This is a genomic window from Promicromonospora sp. CA-289599 (genome assembly GCF_050936155.1).
In the GTDB taxonomy this organism is placed as follows: domain Bacteria; phylum Actinomycetota; class Actinomycetes; order Actinomycetales; family Cellulomonadaceae; genus Promicromonospora.
In genome coordinates this window covers 5,067,603-5,084,984 of sequence record NZ_JBNJNI010000001.1, presented here as the reverse complement: position 1 = coordinate 5,084,984, position 17,382 = coordinate 5,067,603, and the positions used below count along the sequence as shown (strand labels likewise).

Annotated in this window: 17 protein-coding genes; 8 read left to right on the top strand and 9 right to left on the bottom strand. The window is 71.9% G+C overall.

Annotation, left to right across the window (positions count from 1 at the left end; genetic code table 11):
- Positions 1-31: 31 nt before the first annotated feature.
- The gene (locus ACQEVI_RS22615) at positions 32-1,306 is read right to left on the bottom strand and encodes a TRAP transporter large permease (protein ID WP_432903133.1); all 1,275 of its coding nucleotides are present in this window, start codon (positions 1,304-1,306) and stop codon (positions 32-34) included.
- A complete protein-coding gene (locus ACQEVI_RS22610; RefSeq protein ID WP_432903130.1) occupies positions 1,303-1,806 on the bottom strand; it encodes a TRAP transporter small permease in 504 nt (167 codons plus the stop codon). Before ACQEVI_RS22610 ends, ACQEVI_RS22615 begins: the two co-directional genes overlap by 4 nt.
- Before the next feature lie 174 nt (positions 1,807-1,980).
- On the opposite strand from ACQEVI_RS22610, the gene ACQEVI_RS22605 reads away from it, so the two are divergent.
- Both ACQEVI_RS22605 and ACQEVI_RS22600 read left to right on the top strand, forming a co-directional pair.
- Positions 1,981-2,973 carry a LacI family DNA-binding transcriptional regulator gene (locus ACQEVI_RS22605; RefSeq protein ID WP_432903127.1) on the top strand — a complete coding sequence of 331 codons (993 nt, stop codon included), beginning with the start codon at positions 1,981-1,983 and terminating at the stop codon, positions 2,971-2,973.
- Between the two features lie 169 nt (positions 2,974-3,142).
- Positions 3,143-4,150, top strand: a complete 1,008-nt coding sequence (locus ACQEVI_RS22600) for a hypothetical protein (RefSeq protein WP_432903124.1) — start codon at positions 3,143-3,145, stop codon at positions 4,148-4,150.
- Positions 4,151-4,162: 12 nt separating this feature from the next.
- Here ACQEVI_RS22600 and ACQEVI_RS22595 read toward each other — a convergent pair whose 3' ends face one another.
- Together ACQEVI_RS22595 and ACQEVI_RS22590 are read right to left on the bottom strand one after the other, a co-directional pair.
- On the bottom strand, positions 4,163-5,323 hold the full coding sequence (locus tag ACQEVI_RS22595) for an FAD-dependent monooxygenase (RefSeq protein ID WP_432903121.1): 1,161 nt from the start codon (positions 5,321-5,323) through the stop codon (positions 4,163-4,165).
- A complete protein-coding gene (locus tag ACQEVI_RS22590; RefSeq protein WP_432903119.1) occupies positions 5,320-5,811 on the bottom strand; it encodes a GbsR/MarR family transcriptional regulator in 492 nt (163 codons plus the stop codon). The genes ACQEVI_RS22595 and ACQEVI_RS22590 overlap by 4 nt, the downstream gene beginning before the upstream one ends.
- 168 nt (positions 5,812-5,979) lie before the next feature.
- Between ACQEVI_RS22590 and ACQEVI_RS22585 the strand changes: the two genes are divergently transcribed.
- From ACQEVI_RS22585 to ACQEVI_RS22570, 4 genes are read left to right on the top strand one after another with little or no spacing between them, the layout of a single operon-like run.
- Entirely contained in the window at positions 5,980-7,347 is a 1,368-nt protein-coding gene (locus ACQEVI_RS22585) for a TrkH family potassium uptake protein (protein ID WP_432903116.1), read from the top strand.
- Positions 7,348-7,390: 43 nt separating this feature from the next.
- On the top strand, positions 7,391-7,957 hold the full coding sequence (locus ACQEVI_RS22580; protein WP_432903112.1) for a TetR/AcrR family transcriptional regulator: 567 nt from the start codon (positions 7,391-7,393) through the stop codon (positions 7,955-7,957).
- Positions 7,954-8,700 carry an ABC transporter ATP-binding protein gene (locus ACQEVI_RS22575; protein WP_432903109.1) on the top strand — a complete coding sequence of 249 codons (747 nt, stop codon included), beginning with the start codon at positions 7,954-7,956 and terminating at the stop codon, positions 8,698-8,700. The genes ACQEVI_RS22580 and ACQEVI_RS22575 overlap by 4 nt, the downstream gene beginning before the upstream one ends.
- A complete protein-coding gene (locus ACQEVI_RS22570) occupies positions 8,697-9,485 on the top strand; it encodes an ABC transporter permease (RefSeq protein ID WP_432903107.1) in 789 nt (262 codons plus the stop codon). Before ACQEVI_RS22575 ends, ACQEVI_RS22570 begins: the two co-directional genes overlap by 4 nt.
- A gap of 22 nt (positions 9,486-9,507) precedes the next feature.
- On the opposite strand, the gene nhaA is transcribed toward ACQEVI_RS22570, so the two are convergent.
- Together nhaA and ACQEVI_RS22560 are read right to left on the bottom strand one after the other, a co-directional pair.
- Positions 9,508-10,800 carry a Na+/H+ antiporter NhaA gene (gene nhaA / locus ACQEVI_RS22565; RefSeq protein WP_432903105.1) on the bottom strand — a complete coding sequence of 431 codons (1,293 nt, stop codon included), beginning with the start codon at positions 10,798-10,800 and terminating at the stop codon, positions 9,508-9,510.
- A 141-nt stretch (positions 10,801-10,941) separates the two neighbouring features.
- Complete coding sequence (locus ACQEVI_RS22560) at positions 10,942-11,334, bottom strand: MerR family transcriptional regulator (RefSeq protein WP_432903102.1); 393 nt, start codon at positions 11,332-11,334, stop codon at positions 10,942-10,944.
- A gap of 244 nt (positions 11,335-11,578) precedes the next feature.
- On the opposite strand from ACQEVI_RS22560, the gene ACQEVI_RS22555 reads away from it, so the two are divergent.
- Positions 11,579-13,078 (top strand): SulP family inorganic anion transporter, encoded by a 1,500-nt coding sequence (locus tag ACQEVI_RS22555; RefSeq protein WP_432906063.1) that lies wholly within the window; start codon positions 11,579-11,581, stop codon positions 13,076-13,078.
- Between the two features lie 36 nt (positions 13,079-13,114).
- Here ACQEVI_RS22555 and ACQEVI_RS22550 read toward each other — a convergent pair whose 3' ends face one another.
- The 3 genes from ACQEVI_RS22550 to ACQEVI_RS22540 are packed head-to-tail and all read right to left on the bottom strand — an operon-like array spanning position 13,115 to position 15,926.
- Positions 13,115-14,107 carry a phosphotransferase family protein gene (locus ACQEVI_RS22550; RefSeq protein WP_432903100.1) on the bottom strand — a complete coding sequence of 331 codons (993 nt, stop codon included), beginning with the start codon at positions 14,105-14,107 and terminating at the stop codon, positions 13,115-13,117.
- Positions 14,104-15,297 carry an FAD-dependent oxidoreductase gene (locus ACQEVI_RS22545; RefSeq protein WP_432903097.1) on the bottom strand — a complete coding sequence of 398 codons (1,194 nt, stop codon included), beginning with the start codon at positions 15,295-15,297 and terminating at the stop codon, positions 14,104-14,106. The genes ACQEVI_RS22550 and ACQEVI_RS22545 overlap by 4 nt, the downstream gene beginning before the upstream one ends.
- On the bottom strand, positions 15,294-15,926 hold the full coding sequence (locus ACQEVI_RS22540) for a TetR/AcrR family transcriptional regulator (protein ID WP_432903094.1): 633 nt from the start codon (positions 15,924-15,926) through the stop codon (positions 15,294-15,296). The genes ACQEVI_RS22545 and ACQEVI_RS22540 overlap by 4 nt, the downstream gene beginning before the upstream one ends.
- Before the next feature lie 141 nt (positions 15,927-16,067).
- Between ACQEVI_RS22540 and ACQEVI_RS22535 the strand changes: the two genes are divergently transcribed.
- Positions 16,068-17,360, top strand: coding sequence for a glycosyltransferase (locus ACQEVI_RS22535; protein WP_432903091.1), 1,293 nt, complete (start codon positions 16,068-16,070; stop codon positions 17,358-17,360).
- Positions 17,361-17,382: the final 22 nt, after the last annotated feature.

Here is a 17,382-nt window from a genome sequence, read left to right as displayed (position 1 = left end):
CGTCGTCGTCGGACGATGGTGAGCGGAGCGGTCACAGACCGAGCTGTGCAGGTAGCCAGGTGGCGAGCCCGGGGAAGAAGATGATCAGCAGGCAGACCAGGAACAGCGGCACGAGGAAGGGCAGCACGCCGCGGAACACCTCGCCGACCGGCACCTTCTGGGTGGAGCTGAGGACGTAGAGCACGGTGCCCACCGGGGGCGTGAGCAGGCCGATCATCAGCGAGACGATCATCACGACGCCGAGCAGGATCGGGTCCACCCCCAGGGTCAGGGCGATCGGCATCAGGATCGGCACGACCAGCACCAGGGTGGCCGTCGCGTCGATGACCGTGCCGAGCAGCAGCATCAGGAGCATGACCAGCAGCAGGAACACCGTGCCGTCGCCGGTGATGCCGAGCACCAGCTGGGTCAGCTCCTGCGGCACCCGCTCCTTGGCCAGGACGTACCCGAGCAGTGCCGCCGAGGCGACGATGAGCATGATCGACGCCGTCGTCAGCACGGTCTCGACGAGGATCTTCGGCAGGTCCCGGAGCTTCAGCCGGCGGTAGCCGAAGCCGAGAACCATCATGTACGCGGCGCCGACCGCGGCGGCCTCGGTCGGCGTGAAGAGCCCGCCCAGGATGCCACCGAGGATCACCACCGGCGCCCCGAGCGGCAGCACCACCCGTTTGCCGGTCTCGGCGACACGCGCCCAGGAGAACCCGACGTGCCGGATCTCGGGCTGGCGACGCACCAGCAGGAACACCACGACGCACAGCCCGGCCACCATCAGCAGCGCGGGCACCACCGAGGCGGCGAAGAGCGCCCCCGTCGAGACGGACGCCTGCCCGGCGAAGATCACCGCCGGGATGCTGGGCGGCATGACCGGCGCGATGAGCGCGGACGCCCCGACGACGCCGAGGCCGAACCTGCGGGAGTACCCGGCGCGCAGCATCGGCGGGATCTCCACCTTGCTGAGAGCCGCGGCGTCGGCCACCGCGGAGCCGCTCATCCAGGAGAAGCCGAGGCTGACGCCGACGCTCACGTACCCGAGCCCGCCGCGAACCCGGCCGAACAGGGCGAGGGCGAAGTCGAAGAGGCGGTCCGCGATACCCGCGTGGTTGGCCACCACCCCGAGCAGGATGAACAGCGGCACCGCCAGCAGCACGAAGTTGCCCGTCGCGTCGGCGACCAGCCGCATCGGCAGACCGAGCGACTGACCCTCGATGAGCAGGTAGGCCAGGCCAGGACCGAGAAACGCGAACGCGACCGGCACCCGGAGGGCCAGCAGCGCCAGGATCGTGACGAGGAGCAGCAGCACGGTCATCGCTCGGCCTCGCCTTCGGTGATGGGCCCGGACCGCGCTACCTGCACGGCGCTGACGGCGGCCCGGATCGTCGCGCTCACCAGACCGATCAGTGCGATCGCGTACACCCAGGACATCGGCAGGCCGAGCGCCGGCGAGGTCAGGAACCCGGCGGAGGACACGAGCTCCCAGCACGCCCAGCTGAACCCGGCGGCGATCAGCGCGACGAGGGCCGACGCGAACGTCTGCACGATCCGGACCGTCGTGGGGCTGGGCAAGCTGTCCACCAGCTGCAGCGCGATGTGCCCGTTGCGGGTGACCAGCACGCCTGCCGCGACGAAGGTCAGCCAGATCAGCGCGAACTGCGACAGCTCACCGGTCCAGACGACCTGCGGCAGCGGCAGATAGCGCTGCACCGCCTGGAACAGGATGAGCACGAAGATCATGGCCCCGGCCAGGCCCGCGATCGTCAGCTCGACGGCCGTGAGCACCTTGACGAGGCGCTGCACACCCTGGTTCATACCCGGTTCACGTACATCGTGACGGTTCCCCTTCCGTTGAGCCACACCTCGGTGTGCGGCGCGGTCGCCACCACACGTCGGCATGTGGCGTCGTCACTGCGGCGACAGTAGAAACCACCCGACAACTTGTGCAAGCAGTTGCCAAAATTGCCGCGCGTGTGGCTAGATGCCCAGGTGCAGCCCACGATCTACGACGTCGCGAAGGCGGCAGGCGTGGCCGCGTCGACGGTCTCGCGCACCTTCAACAAGCCCGGCCGGGTCAACGAGGCGACCCGGCAACGGGTGCTCGCCGCCGCGTCCGAGCTCGGGTACCAGCACAGCCCGCAGAACCGCGCGCTGCCGGGCGGGCGGCACCGCACCATCGCGATGGTGCTGTCCGACATCACGAACCCGCACTTCTTCGAGCTCATCCGCGGCGCGGAGCAGCGCGCCAGGGCGTCCGACGTCACGCTCGTCATCGTCAACGCCGAGGAGTCGCAGCGGGTCGAGGAGGGCCAGATCCGCGACCTGGCACCCACCGTCGACGGGTTCGTCCTCGCCGCGAGCCGGCTCGCCGACGACGACCTGGTCGCCCTGGCCGGCCGGCACCGCGTCGTCCTGCTCAACCGTGAGCTCACCGGCCTGACCAGCGTGGCACTCGCCGTCGGCGCGGGCTGCCAGCAGATCCTGGAGCACCTGGCCTCGCTCGGGCACCGGAGCCTGACCTACTGCGCCGGGCCGCCCGGTTCCTGGATGGGCGCCGTGCGGTGGGCGGCGCTGAGCGCCGGGGCCGAGGAGCACGGCATGACCGCGCACCGGGTCGGCCCGTACACGCCGAACGTCGCGAACGGTGGCGTCGCGGCCGACGGCGCGCTGCGTACCGACGCGACGGCGATCGTCGCGCACAACGACCTGCTGGCGTTCGGCGTCATCCGCAGGCTCACCCAGCGCGGCGTCCGCGTGCCCGACGACGTGAGCGTGGTCGGGTTCGACGACATCTTCGCCGCCGACTTCGTCCACCCGTCGCTGACGACGCTCGGCGGGCCGGGCGCGCATGCCGGCCGGCTGGCCGTGGAGCTCCTGATCGACCAGTTCGCCGGGCGCTCGGTGCAGGACGCCGAGCAGATCAGGCTGCCCACCGAGCTGGTGCTGCGCGAGTCGTCGGGTCCGGCGCCGCGGGGGTCCTGACCGGCGACGATCTGCCGAGGATCCGCATGACTGCTGAAGATCCTCATGATCATCTTGACCGCGAGACACCGCCGGCCACAGATTCGATCCCGATTGGCCCGGCGCGGCATCCTCACGCCGTCGCCCACCGTAGCGCGGTGGCGGTCGCCCGGGCCGGACTGGAGTCATCATGAGATCGAACCGACCGGACTCGAACCGACCGGACTCGAACCGAGAGCCCCTGCTGGACCGGCGAAGCCTGCTCGTGGGCGCGACGGTGCTCGGCTCGGCCGCCGCCCTGGGCATCGCCGCCCCGGCCAGCGCGGCGGTGCCGGGCTTTCCGACCTTCACCCGCCTCGGCGCGGCCCTGGACAAGTCGGCGCTCGCCTACAACCCGACCGGCGAGCTCATCTTCCCGTCGATCCTGCACGTCGCCGGGCGGGTGCAGAACCCGCTCGGCGCCTGGTACATGTACTACGCCCCGCACGACGCGCCCGGCGGGATCTGCCTCGCGTACGCCGACTCCCTCGCGGGCCCCTGGCGGGAGCACCCGGGCAACCCGATCATCGCCCGCACCTGGTCGCCCCACTACTCGGTGAGCCACGTCTCGAGCCCGCACGCGCTCTGGAACGCCGCGGACGGCAGGGTCTACCTGTACTTCCACGGGGAGAACACCACCACCAGGGTCGCCACGTCCGCCGACGGGCGCGGCTTCACCTACGGCGGCACGGTGCTCACCACGGGGATGCTGCCTTCCAACGTCAGCGAGTCCTCCTACGCGCGGGTGTTCCCGCACCCGTCTCGGCCCGGCATGTACGTCATGCTGTTCATGGGCAACCAGTCGGGTACCCGGAAGATCTTCATCGGGTGGTCGCACCAGCTGGCCTCGGGCTGGCAGTTCAAGCCCGAACCGCTGATCTCGCCCGCCGCGGGCGAGGGCGGCCAGCTCTCCGGAGCCCACTACTGGTCCCGGAACGGCGGCGGCCACGTGGTCTACCACGGCGGCAGCGGCTCGATCCACGTCGCCCACGTGGGCACGAGCTTCGACCGCGAGAACCACCTCGGCGTCCTGTACACCGAGCCGGTGGCGACCCGGGCCGCGGCGCCGAGCTTCGCCGAGGAGGGCGGGCGGCTCCATATGTTCTACGAGGCCGGCCGGCGCGGGAACACCAACATCGCCGTCGCGCGGGCGAGCTGATCGCGGTGGTGGTCAGCTGCTCCGCACCGGGAGCTCGGGTGGCCGCCAGCGCCAGGTGGGGTTGCCGTCCGGCGCGAGGCCCTTGCGCCAGACGGCAGCAGGCATGAGCCGGACCATCTCCGCCAGGACGCGCTGCCCGGCACGGGAGGTGGTCCGGGCGCCGTCGCTCCGGGCACCACGGGCGGTGGCCTGGTCACGCGGGCGACGTTCCGCGTCGTAGCGCGCCAGTGCGGCGTCGACCGTGGGCGCGGTCGCGAGGGTGTGGGCGAGCACCACCGCGTCCTCGAGGGTGTGCCCGGCGCCCTGCCCGCGGTCGGGGCTCATGGCGTGCGCCGCGTCACCGACCAGCACAGCTCGCCCGCGGACGTAGGTGGGTAGCGGCGGGAGCTCACGGATGTCGGTGCGGATCACCGCAGCGTCCGGTGTCGCGCCGATCAGGTCGGGCACCGGCTGGTGCCAGTCCCCTACCCGGTCCAGTGCGGCGGCCTTCTCGTCGTCGTACCGCACGTCCGCCCTGGGTTCGGCCGTGAGGAGCGCCCAGTACGCCCGTCCTCGCGACACCGGGTGGATGAGGAAGAGGTCGCCGTTCCCCAGGGTGACGCTCCCGGTGAGGTCGCCGGGCAGGCCCGCGACGTCGGTGACGCCGAGCCACGCCGTGCGCCCCAGATGGCGGGGCGGCTCGGCGTCGGGCCAGAGGACGGTCCGGACCGCGCTGCGGATCCCGTCGGCGCCGACCACCAGGTCCGCCCGGTACCGCGCGCCTCCGGCCACGACGGTCACGCCGTCGCCGTCCTGCCGCACGTCCGTAACCTCGGCATCCGTGTGCAGCCAGTCGGCGGGCACGGCGTCGAGCAGGACACGGTGCAGGTCGGCACGGTGGAACCCGAGCAGCGGCGTCGGGTCGCCGGGCTGGGCACGCTGCAGGTAGCGGCCGTCGGACCGGCGCAGGTTGCTCGCCGAGAAGGTCGGGACGCCGACGGCGCGGGCCTCCGCCTCGAGGCCGAGCTCGGCCAGAGCGCGCAGCGCGTTCGGCGCCTGGGACATGCCCGCGCCGACCTCGCCGAGCTCGGGCGCGCGCTCCAGCACCGTGGCGCGCCAGCCGATCCGGCGCAGCGCCACGGCGGTGGCCAGTCCGCCGATGCCGCCCCCGACGACTATCGCGTGTCCGGTCATCGCTTCTTCTCCTCGTCGTCGGGCTCTGCCGAGCTGGTGGTGCGCGGCACTGCGGTGAGCGGCGGAGCGGCAGCGAACGCCGCGCCCATCCACTCGAAGGTCCGGTGCGCCTGGCGCACCCGGTCGTCGTTGCCCGGACCGGCCAGGGCGATGCCGTCGCGGCTGAGGTCGAGGAAGGACGCCATGGCCTCGATCTGCCGCCGGACCACGATGGACCACGCGTCGTCCGCCATCCGGTAGTACGTGGTGCGGTTGCCGGGCCTGGTCCGCGAGCTCAGGAAACCCATGGTGGTCAGCAGGCGCAGGTTCGACGTGAGGGAGGCGCGGCTGGCGCCGATCGCGTCGCTGATCTGTCCTGCCGACTGCTCCGGCGGGTCGCACACCATCAGCCAGCCCAGCACCCGCCCGGCGATCGGCGGGACACCGTCGCCGGCCAGGTACATCGAGACGCGCTCGACCCACTCGAGCACGGGGTCCTCGGGATCCATGCCACCTCCGATATCAGTTGTTTCACTATCGACTGAAACTCGCCGACGGTCAAGGGATCTTCCTTGCGGGTAGGCCGGCGAGCGAGAGGCTACGGTGGCGTCGGGCACCGCGGCGGTGCGGGCGCGGCGCATGACGTCGGGGTGGCGAGGAAAGGCGGCAGTGGTCGGATGAGGTTCAGCAGCTCGGCAGGTCACGAGAAGAGCCGGGGTGCGGCTCTGCGGCGACGGCCCGGCCAGCTCGTGATCGTCAGCTTCGTCGGCGCGATAGCGGTCGGCACGCTGCTCCTGCTGCTCCCCGTCTCGGCCGCCGGCGAGCCGGCGTCGTTCATGGAGGCGCTGTTCACCGCGACGTCGGCCGCGTGCGTGACCGGGCTGATCGTCACGGACACGCCGGTGTTCTGGTCCGGGTTCGGCCAGGCGGTGATCCTGGTGCTGATCCAGATCGGCGGCCTCGGCGTGATGACTGTCGCGTCGCTGCTCGGCGTCCTGGTCTCGCGGCGCCTGGACCTCAGCTCCCGGCTGGTCGCCGCGGCGTCGACCCGCACGGTGGGCGTGGGGGACGTGCGGCGGACGCTGGTCCGGGTCGTCGTGATCGCGTTCGTCGTGGAGGCCGTCGTCGCGCTGGTCCTGACCCTTCGCTTCGCCGTCGCCTACGACGAGCCGCTGGGCAGGGCGCTGTGGGACGGCGTGTTCCATGCCGTCTCGGCCTACAACAACGCGGGCTTCGCGCTCTTCTCGCTGTCGCTGATGGACTTCGTGGCCGACCCGTGGATCTGCGTGCCCATCGCTGCCGCCACGATCATCGGCGGCCTGGGGCTGCCGGTGATCCTGGAGCTGCTGCGCGGGCGACCCCGCCCGACGCGCTGGAGCCTGCACACCAAGATCACGCTGCTGATGACCGGGTTCCTGCTGGTGGGCGGCACCGGGTTCTTCCTGGTCACGGAGTGGGACAACGCCGCGACCATGGGTGCGCTGGACACCGGGGGCCGAGTCCTGGCGGCGTTCACCCAGTCCGCCAACGCCCGCACGGCCGGGTTCAACTCCGTAGCCACCGGTGAGATGCACACGGAGACCTGGCTCGGCACGATCATCCTGATGTTCATCGGGGGCGGCTCGGCAGGAACGGCCGGCGGCATCAAGGTGACGACGTTCGCCGTGCTGGCGGTGGTGATCTGGTCGGAGCTGCGCGGCGACCCCGACGCCGGCGTCTTCGACCGGCGCATCTCGCTGGCCACCCAGCGGCAGGCACTGACCCTGGCCCTGCTGGCGGTGGCGATGGTGGTCCTGCCCTCCCTGTGGATGACGGCGCTGTCGCCGTTCCAGGTCGACGAGATCCTGTTCGAGGTGACGTCCGCGTTCACCACGACAGGCCTGTCCACGGGGATCACGGCACAGCTCGCCTGGTACCACCAGGTAGTGCTCTGCGTCCTGATGTTCATCGGGCGGCTCGGGCCGATCACGCTCGGCACCACCCTGGTCCTCCGGGCCCGCGGGCGCCTGTACCGGCTCCCGGAGAGCGCGCCGATCATCGGCTGAGACAGGGCTTGGCGAGCACAATGTTAGTGACTAACATTGTGCTGTGGTCACACCCCGCACGCTCCGCACCCGGGCCCGCATCCTCGATGCCGCGCTCGACCTCTTCGAGCGCCAGGGCTACGACGCCACGACGGTGAACCAGATCGCCGAGGCCGCCGACGTCACCCCGATGACGTTCTTCCGGCACTTCGCCACCAAGGACGCCGTGCTGGTCACCGACCCGTACGACCCCCTCATCGCGGAAGCGGTGGCGGCCCAGCCGGCCGACCTGCCGCCCCTGGAGCGCACCCGGCGCGGCCTGCTCGCCGCCCTCGGCGACATCACGCCCACCGAGGACGCGACGGCGAGGCGCCGGGTGGCCCTCGTCGCGCGGTCACCGTCGCTCCGCGCCGCCGTAGCCGTCGGCACCGACGCCACGCAGGAGGCGATCGTGGAGCGTCTCGTCGGCGACGGCGTCGAGCGGCTCGACGCGGCCATCGCCACCTCCGCCTGCCTCGCCGCCACGACGACGGCCCTCCTGGCCTGGGGCTCGGCACCCGGCGACGTCACCCTCTCCGACCTCGTCCGCCGCGCCCTGGCACACCTCGCACCGGCAGGAGCCGCCTCATGACCGCGCCCGCGCTGCTGCTCGACGACGTCTCGCACACCTTCGGCGGCAGAGCGGCCCTCGATCACCTCACGCTGACCGTCCTACCCGGCCGGGTCACCGCCCTGATCGGCCTCAACGGCGCGGGCAAGACGACGGCGCTGCGCGCGCTGACCGGTCGCCTGCGCCCCACGCACGGCGCGGCCAGGATCCTCGGCCACGACCCGGCCGACATGCCCGTCGACGTCGCCGGACGGTTCGGCCACGTGGTCGACGCACCGCTGGTCCACCCGGAGCTGACCGTGACCGAGAACCTCCGTTGCGCCGCCCGCCTGCACGGCCTGGCGCGGCACGCCGCCGCATCAGTAGCTGACGCCGCCGTCGGCCGAGCGGGGCTGGACCCGTGGCGCCACACCCGGGCCGGCGCACTCTCGACGGGCAACCGCCAGCGCCTCGGGACGGCCTGCGCGACCCTCCACCGACCCACGGCGCTGATCCTCGACGAACCGACCAGCGCCCTCGACCCGCAGGGCGTCGTCCTGGTCCGCGAGCTGGTCCGCGGCCTGGCCGACGACGGCGCGGCGGTCCTCGTCTCGAGCCACCACCTCGACGAGGTCGCCCGGGTCGCCGACGAGATAGTCGTGCTGCACGGCGGGCGTGACGTCGGGCGCCTGGAGCCCGGCGGAACGGACCTGGAGCAGCGGTTCTTCGCCATGGTCCTGGACGCCGACACCACTCACGCAGCCGGCAGCGGGAGCCTGACATGACCGCCGGTACCGCGCTCCGCGCCGCCCTGGCCGTCGAGACGCTCAAGCTCCGCCGCTCGACCGTCGCCCGCATCGCGACCGCGCTGCTCGTGCTGCTCGTCCCGCTCGGCAGCGTCGGGATGGTCGCGCTCGCGCGGTCGCCGCAGGCCGTCGGTCCGACGGCGGCCAAGCTCGCCGACTACGCGACCGGCGATCTCGCCACGACACACCTGCTGGTGTGCGGCCAGGTCCTCTCCGTCGCAGCCCTGGCCGCCGGCGGGTTCTTCGTCGCGTGGTCGTTCGGGCGCGAGCTGGAGAGCGGCACCGCCGGGGCGCTGTTCGGGCTGGCCGTGCCGCGCGGCACCGTCGCCCTGGCCAAGTGCCTGGTCGCGCTGGCCTGGATCACGTCGTGCGTGGTGCTGGCCGTCGCCGTGACGACGGCTGTCTCGGCGGTCGTCGCCGGGGTATCGGGCGAACCCTTCGCGGCATGGACCGGAGCGCGGGACGCCGTCGCCGCCGGGCTGCTCGGCGGTGGCCTGGCGCTGCCGTTCGCCTGGGTGGCGACCGTGACCCGCAGCCAGATCGGCACGGTCGGCGCACTGGTCGGCATGGTCGCGTTCACCCAGATCGTGGTGCTGCTCGGCGGCACCTGGTTCCCCTACGCCGCGCCGTCGCTGTGGGCGGGCATGGGCGGAGCGGATGCCGCGGCCGCCGTCGGCCCGCCGCACCTGATGCTCGCCGCAGCGATGGCCCCGCTCGGCGCCGCCGCCGTCGTCCACGCCTGGCGGCGCCTGACCAACGTGTGAGGCGCCGACCGGGGCCGGCCGCTCAGTGGGTCTCGCGGTCCTTGACGTCCCCGATGTAGCCCTCGACGACGTCGTCCACCCCGTCGAGGTTCATGTCAGCGGCGCGGGCACGCCGGGCGTCCCAGCGCAGCGAGACCGCACCGAGGATCGCGGCGAGCACCGAGGCGCCGAGGATCGCGACCTTGGCGCCGTCGGCGTGCTCGGCGTCGCCGAACGACAGCTCGCTGATCAGCAGCGACACCGTGAACCCGATCCCGGCCAGGAACCCGACGGGCAGCAGGTCGCGCACACCGATACCCGCCGGCAGGCGCAAGGGGGTCAGGCGCGTGACCAGAGCCGTGGCCCCGAGCACGCCGACGAGCTTGCCCAGCACCAGCCCGGCGGTGATCGCCAGCACGACCGGTTGCCCGAACAGCGCACCGGCACCGTCGCCGTCGACCAGGGAGACGCCCGCGGCGAAGAACGCGAACACGGGCAGCGCGAGTCCCTGCGAGAAGGGCCGGACCGCGTGCTCGAACGCGTGGGTGCGGGACTCCGGCTCGCCGCGCATCGCGATCGCCGGGACGGTGAAGCCGAGCAGCACGCCGGCCACGGTCGCGTGCACACCCGAGGAGTGCATCAGGGTCCACGCGACCATCGCGAGCGGCAGCAGGACGAACCAGCGGGGTGTGCGCGACCGGACGTGCCAGGCGAACAGCGCCACGCACACCAGCGCACCGGCGAGCGACCACCAGTGGATCGACTCGGTGTAGAAGACGGCGATCACGATGATCGCCAGCAGGTCGTCCACGACGGCGAGCGTGAGCAGGAACGTACGGATCGCGACCGGGAGACCGCGCCCGAAGATCGCCAGGACACCCAGGGCGAACGCGATGTCGGTGGCGGTCGGGATGGCCCACCCGTGCAGGGCGCCCGGGTCGCCGAGTGCGACCACCACGCCGGCGTAGACCAGGGCGGGTACGGCCATGCCGCCCACCGCGGCGATCATCGGTACGCCGGCCTCCCGCGGGTTGCGCAGGCTCCCGGCGACGAACTCGTGCTTGAGCTCGACCCCGACCACGAAGAAGAAGATCGCGAGCAGCCCGTCGGCAGCCCAGGTGGCCAGCGACAGATCGAGGTGGACGGGGATCGGTCCGAGGGCGGCGGGACCGACCACCGCCGCGGACAGCGACGCGTACGCCTCACGCCACGGAGAGTTGGCCCACAGCAGCGCCACGAGGGCTGCCCCGATCAGGAGCGCACCGCCGGTGGTCTCGCGCGATACCCAGCTACGCAGTCGCTGGAGGAAAGGGAGGGTGGAGGTGGTGCGGGGCACAAGGGTCCTCTCGGGCCGGTGGGGTCAGCTGAACCGGACCGGCGCGCGGCCGGTCCACGCCGACCAGACTTCCCGGCACACCTGACAGCCACCCTACCTGCCCGACCTCAGGGTCCCGCGCACGGCCTCGCGGTGGTGGGGTCAGAGCGCGGCGAGGAGCGTGATCAGCTCGTCGGCCATGTCGAGCTTGCGCGCCAGGTCGGCCCGGCGCTCACGTGCGGTCACGACGAACTGGTCCAGCCGGTCGCGCAGGACGACGCCGTCGGCCCCGACGGCCTGTCCGGCGGCAAGCCGATCGGTGACGTCGAGCAGGTCTGCCATCTCGTCGAGGGAGAAGCCGAGCGGCTTCATGCGGCGCACCAGCAGGATCCGCTCGACGTCCGACTCGGTGTAGAGGCGGAACCCGCCGTCCGTGCGGCCCGACGGCGTGACGAGGCCGACCTCGTCCCAGTGCCGCAGGGTGCGCAGGGAGAGACCGGTGCGCTCGGCGACGGCGCCGATGTGCTCGGTGGTCGACGTGTCGGGGTTGCCCATGTTGCAACCCTACCCTTACGTGAGGGTAGAGTTGTCGACGGCGCGTCCCTCCTGCCTACCCGTTCCGGGAGGGCCTGCGCCATCCCACACTCTTCGTACGCAGTGTCGCGTGCTCAGTCCTGTCCACCCGGACCGGGTCTCGCGACCTGGTCCTCGGGGCGCGCGCGTCCCGGAGCCCGTAAGGAAACACTGCGTGTCACACACACCTCTTGACCTGCCTGACCCTGCCCCGGCGCCGATCCCTGTGACGGGCGCCCCGGAGGCCACCGCCTCCGGCTCGTTCCGGGCCGCGTTCAGCTCCGTCAGGACGTTGCGCACCGAGGTCCTGGCCGGCCTGGTCGTAGCGCTGGCGCTGATCCCGGAGGCGATCGCCTTCTCGATCATCGCGGGCGTCGACCCGCGCATCGGACTGTTCGCGAGCTTCACGATGGCCGTGTCGATCTCGTTCCTGGGCGGGCGCCCGGCCATGATCTCGGCCGCGACCGGGGCCATCGCGCTGGTCATCGCGCCGGTCGTGCGCGAGCACGGCCTGGACTACCTGATCGCCACAGTGCTGCTGGGTGGAGTCATCCAGGTGGTCCTCGGGGTGCTCGGCGTCGCGAAGATCATGCGGTTCATCCCGCGTTCCGTCATGGTCGGGTTCGTCAACGCGCTCGCGATCCTGATCTTCCTGTCCCAGGTGCCGCACCTGATCGGCGTGCCGTGGATCGTCTACCCGCTGGTCGCCGTCGGCATCGTGATCATGGTGCTGCTGCCCCGCTGGACCAAGGTGGTCCCCGCGCCGCTCGTGGCCATCGTGCTGCTGACCGTCGCCGTGGTCGTCGCGGCGATCAACGTGCCCACCGTCGGAGACGAGGGCGCGCTGCCCGAGTCGCTGCCCAGCCTGTTCTTCCCGAACGTCCCGCTGAACCTCGAGACGCTGCAGATCATCGCCCCGTACGCGCTGGCCATGGCACTGGTGGGCATCCTGGAGTCGCTGCTGACCGCCAAGCTGGTCGACGACGTCACCGACACCCACTCGAACAAGACCCGCGAGGCCTGGGGCCAGGGCACCGCCAACATCATCACCGGGTTCTTCGGCGGAATGGGCGGCTGCGCGATGATCGGCCAGACCATGATCAACGTCAAGGCCTCCGGCGCACGCACCCGGCTCTCGACGTTCCTCGCCGGCGTGTTCCTGCTCATCCTGGTCGTCGGTCTGGGCGACGTCGTGGCGATCATGCCCATGGCGGCGCTCGTCGCGGTGATGATCATGGTCTCGGTCGGCACGTTCGACTGGCACTCGATCCGCCCGGCCACGCTGCGGCGCATGCCCAAGTCGGAGACCACCGTCATGGCCGCAACCGTGGTGGTCACCGTGGCCACGCACAACCTCGCCTACGGCGTGATCGTGGGCGTGATCGTCGCGATGGTGCTGTTCGCCAACCGGGTCGCGCACTTCACCTCGGTCACCCGCCTGGACGCCTCGGACGCCGACGACCAGCGGGTCTACGCGGTGGAGGGTGAGCTGTTCTTCGCCTCGTCCAACGACCTCGTGTACCAGTTCGACTACGCGGGCGACCCGAGGAACATCGTGATCGACATGACCAAGGCCCACATCTGGGACGCCTCGACCGTCGCCACGCTGGACGCGATCACGACCAAGTACGAGGCCAAGGGCAAGAGCGTGACGATCGTCGGGATGAACGACGACTCCGCCGCGCGGCACGGGCGGCTGGCCGGAAACCTCGGCGCCGGCCACTGACTCGGGCCGGGACGCAGTCCCGGCCCGAGCCTGCGTTCACCGCGCCCAGGCGAGAGCAACAGCGAGCTGGGCGCGCAGCACGTCGCCTGCCCGGCCTGCCGGCAGCTCTGGTGCCGCGGCCCAACCGACGATTCCCTGCACCCAGGGCAGCGCGGCCTCGGCCACGGCCGCGGCAGAGCTGCCTGCGTCGGTGACGCCGTGGTCGGTGAGCGTGTCGGTATAGGCCTGGACCAGTGCAGCGGTGCGTGTTCGCTGGGACACCGGGTCGTTCACGAGGCCGCCTGCCAGGAGCTGGGCGAGGTCGACCAGTGGCGGGCCCGAGCACGACGTCGCCCAGTCGAGCAGGACCACCGTCCCGTCGGGGCGCCTGAGCACGTTGTCGAGGTGGGCGTCGGCATGGATCCAGCACTGCGGGCCACCGGCGAGACGGTCCAGGACCTGTGTGACCCGGCCCGGCAGGGCCATGAGCACGTCGGTGGCCTCGTCGTCCAGGAGGTCCGGGAACCGGCGCCTGGCCATGCCGAGTCGCACAGCCCACTCGCCCGCTGTGCAGGCACGACAACGCCAACGTGGCAGCGCAGGGTCGGTCCGCGTCGGGTCCGACCCGGACCAGGTCGAGGCGTGCAGCACGGCGAGCGTCGCCACCAGGCGTTCGGCGGTCGCGTCGTCACATCCGGCGAGCACGTCGAGCGACCGGGCAGGTGCCACGTCTTCCAGCACGAGCAGCCCGGTGTCGCCGTCGACCAACGCTCCCAGGTAGCCGGGAACGCTGCTGCCCAGGGCCAGGGCCCCGCGGGTGTAGAAGAGCTGTTCGCGGCGGATCGTCTCGGCGGCGTCACGCTTCACGACGACCGCACGCCGAGGTGCCTCCTCGACGACCACCCGGGCCGTCACGCCGCTCAGACCGAACCCGGCACCGATCCTGACGACCTCCAGGCTGCCGGTGTACCCGGGCGATATGACGCCGACCGCTGCGAGCGCCTCCCGAAGCTCCGCACTATCCCTGATGCCCCGCGGAGAACGGCTCATGAGCTCAGCTGGAGCCGGCGCTGGAGCAGCGCCGAGACGGGACGCCAGGAGGCAAGCCGCAGCGGCAGGTCACGCAGCCAGACGCCGAACGGGCCGGCGGGCGCGTACAAACCCTTGATCTGGCGGCCGAGCTGCTGCTTCCGCTCGGCCTCGGGCCGGATCTCGGCCTCCCACTCGCGCAGCGCCGTGGGCAGGTCGTCCGGGTGGCGCTCGAGCGCCGCGCCGAGGGCGTCAGCCCCGGCGACGGCCAGCGCGGATCCGTAGCCGGCGAAGAGGGTGACGCACCAGGCGGCGTCGCCCAGCAGGACCACCCGGCCCTGGCTCCAGCGGTCGACGACCATCTGGCTGATCGTGTCGAAGTACACCGACTCGGCCCTGGTCAGCTGGTCGAGCACGTCCGGCGCGACCCAGCCCATGTCGCCGTACGCGCGGGGCAGCGCGACCTGCGGGCCGTCAGCGAGCTCGTCCATGGGCCGTTCGGTGCGGTAGCCGAAAAATGCCACCGCACGGTCCGCGCCGAGGCTGACGACGGCCAGCGTGCGGCCCGTGTCGGTGAGCGAGGCGGTCACACCGGGTTCGACGCCGTCGGGCAGCGTGTCGAGCGTGAAGACGCCGGCCATGTGGTTCAGGTCCAGCCGCAGGTCGTCCTCCGGCCCGAGGACGAGGCGCCGGGTCGCCGAGTGCAGGCCGTCCGCACCGACGAGCAGGTCGGCCCGTTCGACGGTGCCGTCGTCCAGCGTGACGTCCACACCGTCCGGGTCCTGCTCGACCCCGGCGATGCTCGTCCCGAAGCGGATCTCCACAGCGTCCGGTCCCTGTCCGGGCGCCTGGGCGGTCACCGCGCGGTAGAGCACGTCCTCGATGTCGCCCCGCAGGAGGTTCAGCGACCGCTCCCCCACCAGCGCCCGAACGGTGCGGCCGGGCACGGAGAACCGGGTGCGGCCGTCGGGCCGCACGTAGTCCATCCGGTCGGGTGTGATGTGCCGCTTCACGAGCTCGGGCAGGATGCCCATCCGCTCGGCGGCGTCGTATCCCACGCCCGCGAAGGTCACGGCGTACCCGCCCGGGCGGCGCGACGGCGTCCGCTCGACCACCAGGACGTCCCAGCCGGCCTGGTGCAGCCGCAGCGCGGTGCTCAGCCCGGCGATCCCTGCTCCGATCACGACGGCGCGAGGGCGGTATGTGCTCATGCTGGGTCTCCTTCGGGTGTGGTCAGCCCTGTCGCGACGATGTCGACGAGCAGGTCCAGGGACTTGCGGTAGGTGCCGGACTCCCCGGCTGCGATGTGCGCGGCGTTGAACGGCATGAGCAGCACCGACTGCAGCACCCCGACGACGACGTGCGGGTCGTCACCGACCAGGTCGCCGCGCCGTTGCCGCTCGGTCACGTAGGCCGTGAGCGCGGTCGCGGGGTTGCTGTCGCCCATGGCGACCATCCGCTCCGGTTCGAGCCGTGCCGCGACGGCCGTCATCTCCTGCGGATGGGTCACGAGCCTGCGCCACAACGGGTTCGTCTCGAGCACGTCGAGCGTGGCGTGCAGGAACCGGCGCAGCCCCTCGCGCGTGTCGTCGGTGGACAGCAGCGCCCGGTCGATGACCTGGTCCTTGACCTGCTCCGCCTCGTCCAGCACGAGCTGGAGGTAGAGCGCTTCCTTCGAGTCGAAGAACTGGTAGAAGGTGCTCTTCACGATCCCGGCCGGGGCCACGAGCTCTTCCAGTGCCGTCTTGCGCAGCCCTTGCCTCGTGAACAGCTCCCGGCCGGCCGCCAGCAGAGCCTGGCTGATCCGGTCTCGCTCCTGTGTCGTGAATCCTCGTGGCACCGTCGGCCTCCTTCGCTTGCGACCATGAAAACATATACGGCAATTTGTTTTGACGCGGGCGGTAGGCAGGTCTACCGTCACTACTGGTGTGCCGGGAAGCCTGGTCGGCGTTCATCTCGTCGACCCTGAAGGAGCTTCCCGATGAAGGCACTGATCATGACCCTCGGCACCCGCGGTGACGTGCAGCCGTTCGTCGCACTGGCGCAAGCACTGGAGGGCGCCGGCCACGAGGCCGTGCTGTGCGCGCCGCACCGCTTCGAACAGCTCGTCACAGGGAACGGCGTGACGTTCGCGGGGGTCGACGACGGCCCGTTGCGTCAGCTCGACTCGCCCGCAGAAGCAGGCGAGGCGTTCGAGGGCGGCCCCCGGATGCGGCTGCGGCAGATCCGCGAGATGCCCTCGATGTTCGACCAGGTCCTTGCCGACTCCTGGCAGGTAGCCGCCCACGGCGCCGGCAAGGGTGCGGACGTGGTCATCCACAACGGACAGATCCTGGCCGGCCAGCACGTCGCCGAAGCCCTCGGCATCCCGGCGGTCCTGGGTCTGCCGCTACCGATGTACGTCCCGACGCGCGAGTACCCGTGGCCGGGGCAGTCGCTGCCGTTCGACCTGCCGGGCCGGCTGAACCGAGCCACGTTCGGCGGGATGCGGCTGCCCGCGGCGATGTTCGGCCGCGTGATCGACCGCTGGCGCCGGGACACCCTCGGCCTGCCGTCCAGGCCGGGTCGGCACGACCCGACCGTCCGGCCCGACGGCGCCCCGGCCCCGGTCCTGCACGCCCACAGCCCCGCGGTGCTGCCGCAACCCGAGGACTGGCCCGCGGGGGCCGAGGTCACCGGGTACTGGTTCCTCCCGCCAGAGCCCCGGCTCCCGGACGACGTCGAACAGTTCCTGGCTGCCGGTCCGGCACCGCTGTTCGCCGGGTTCGGCTCGATGTCAGGACTCGCCCCGCAGACGAGCACCCGCGCAGTGGTCGAGGCGGCAGCACTGACCGGCAACCGGCTCGTGCTGGCCACCGCCTGGGGCGGGCTCGACGCCGAGACAGCACGCACCGCGGCCGTCGAGCACCGCGTGGAGCTGCTCGTGGTGGGCGACGTCGACTATCAGCAGCTGTTCCCACGGATGGCCGCCGTCGTGCATCACGGCGGTGCGGGCACCACCGGCACCGCGTTCACGGCCGGACGACCCCAGGTCGTGTGCCCGTTCGTGGCCGACCAGCCCTTCTGGGGGCGTGTGACCCACGCGCGCGGCGTCGCCCCGATGCCCCTGTCCCAGCGCAGGCTCACCGGACCGGCGCTGGCCGGGCGGATCGGCGAGGCGTGCGCGCCGGCGGCGACAGCCGCGGCGGCGGAGCTCGGGGCTCGCATCTCCCGGGAGCGAGGACTGGACCGGGCGGTCGCCCTTGTCGAGCGCGCCGTCGAGGCCGGTCGATGACCTTCGCCGGGCGCACACGGCG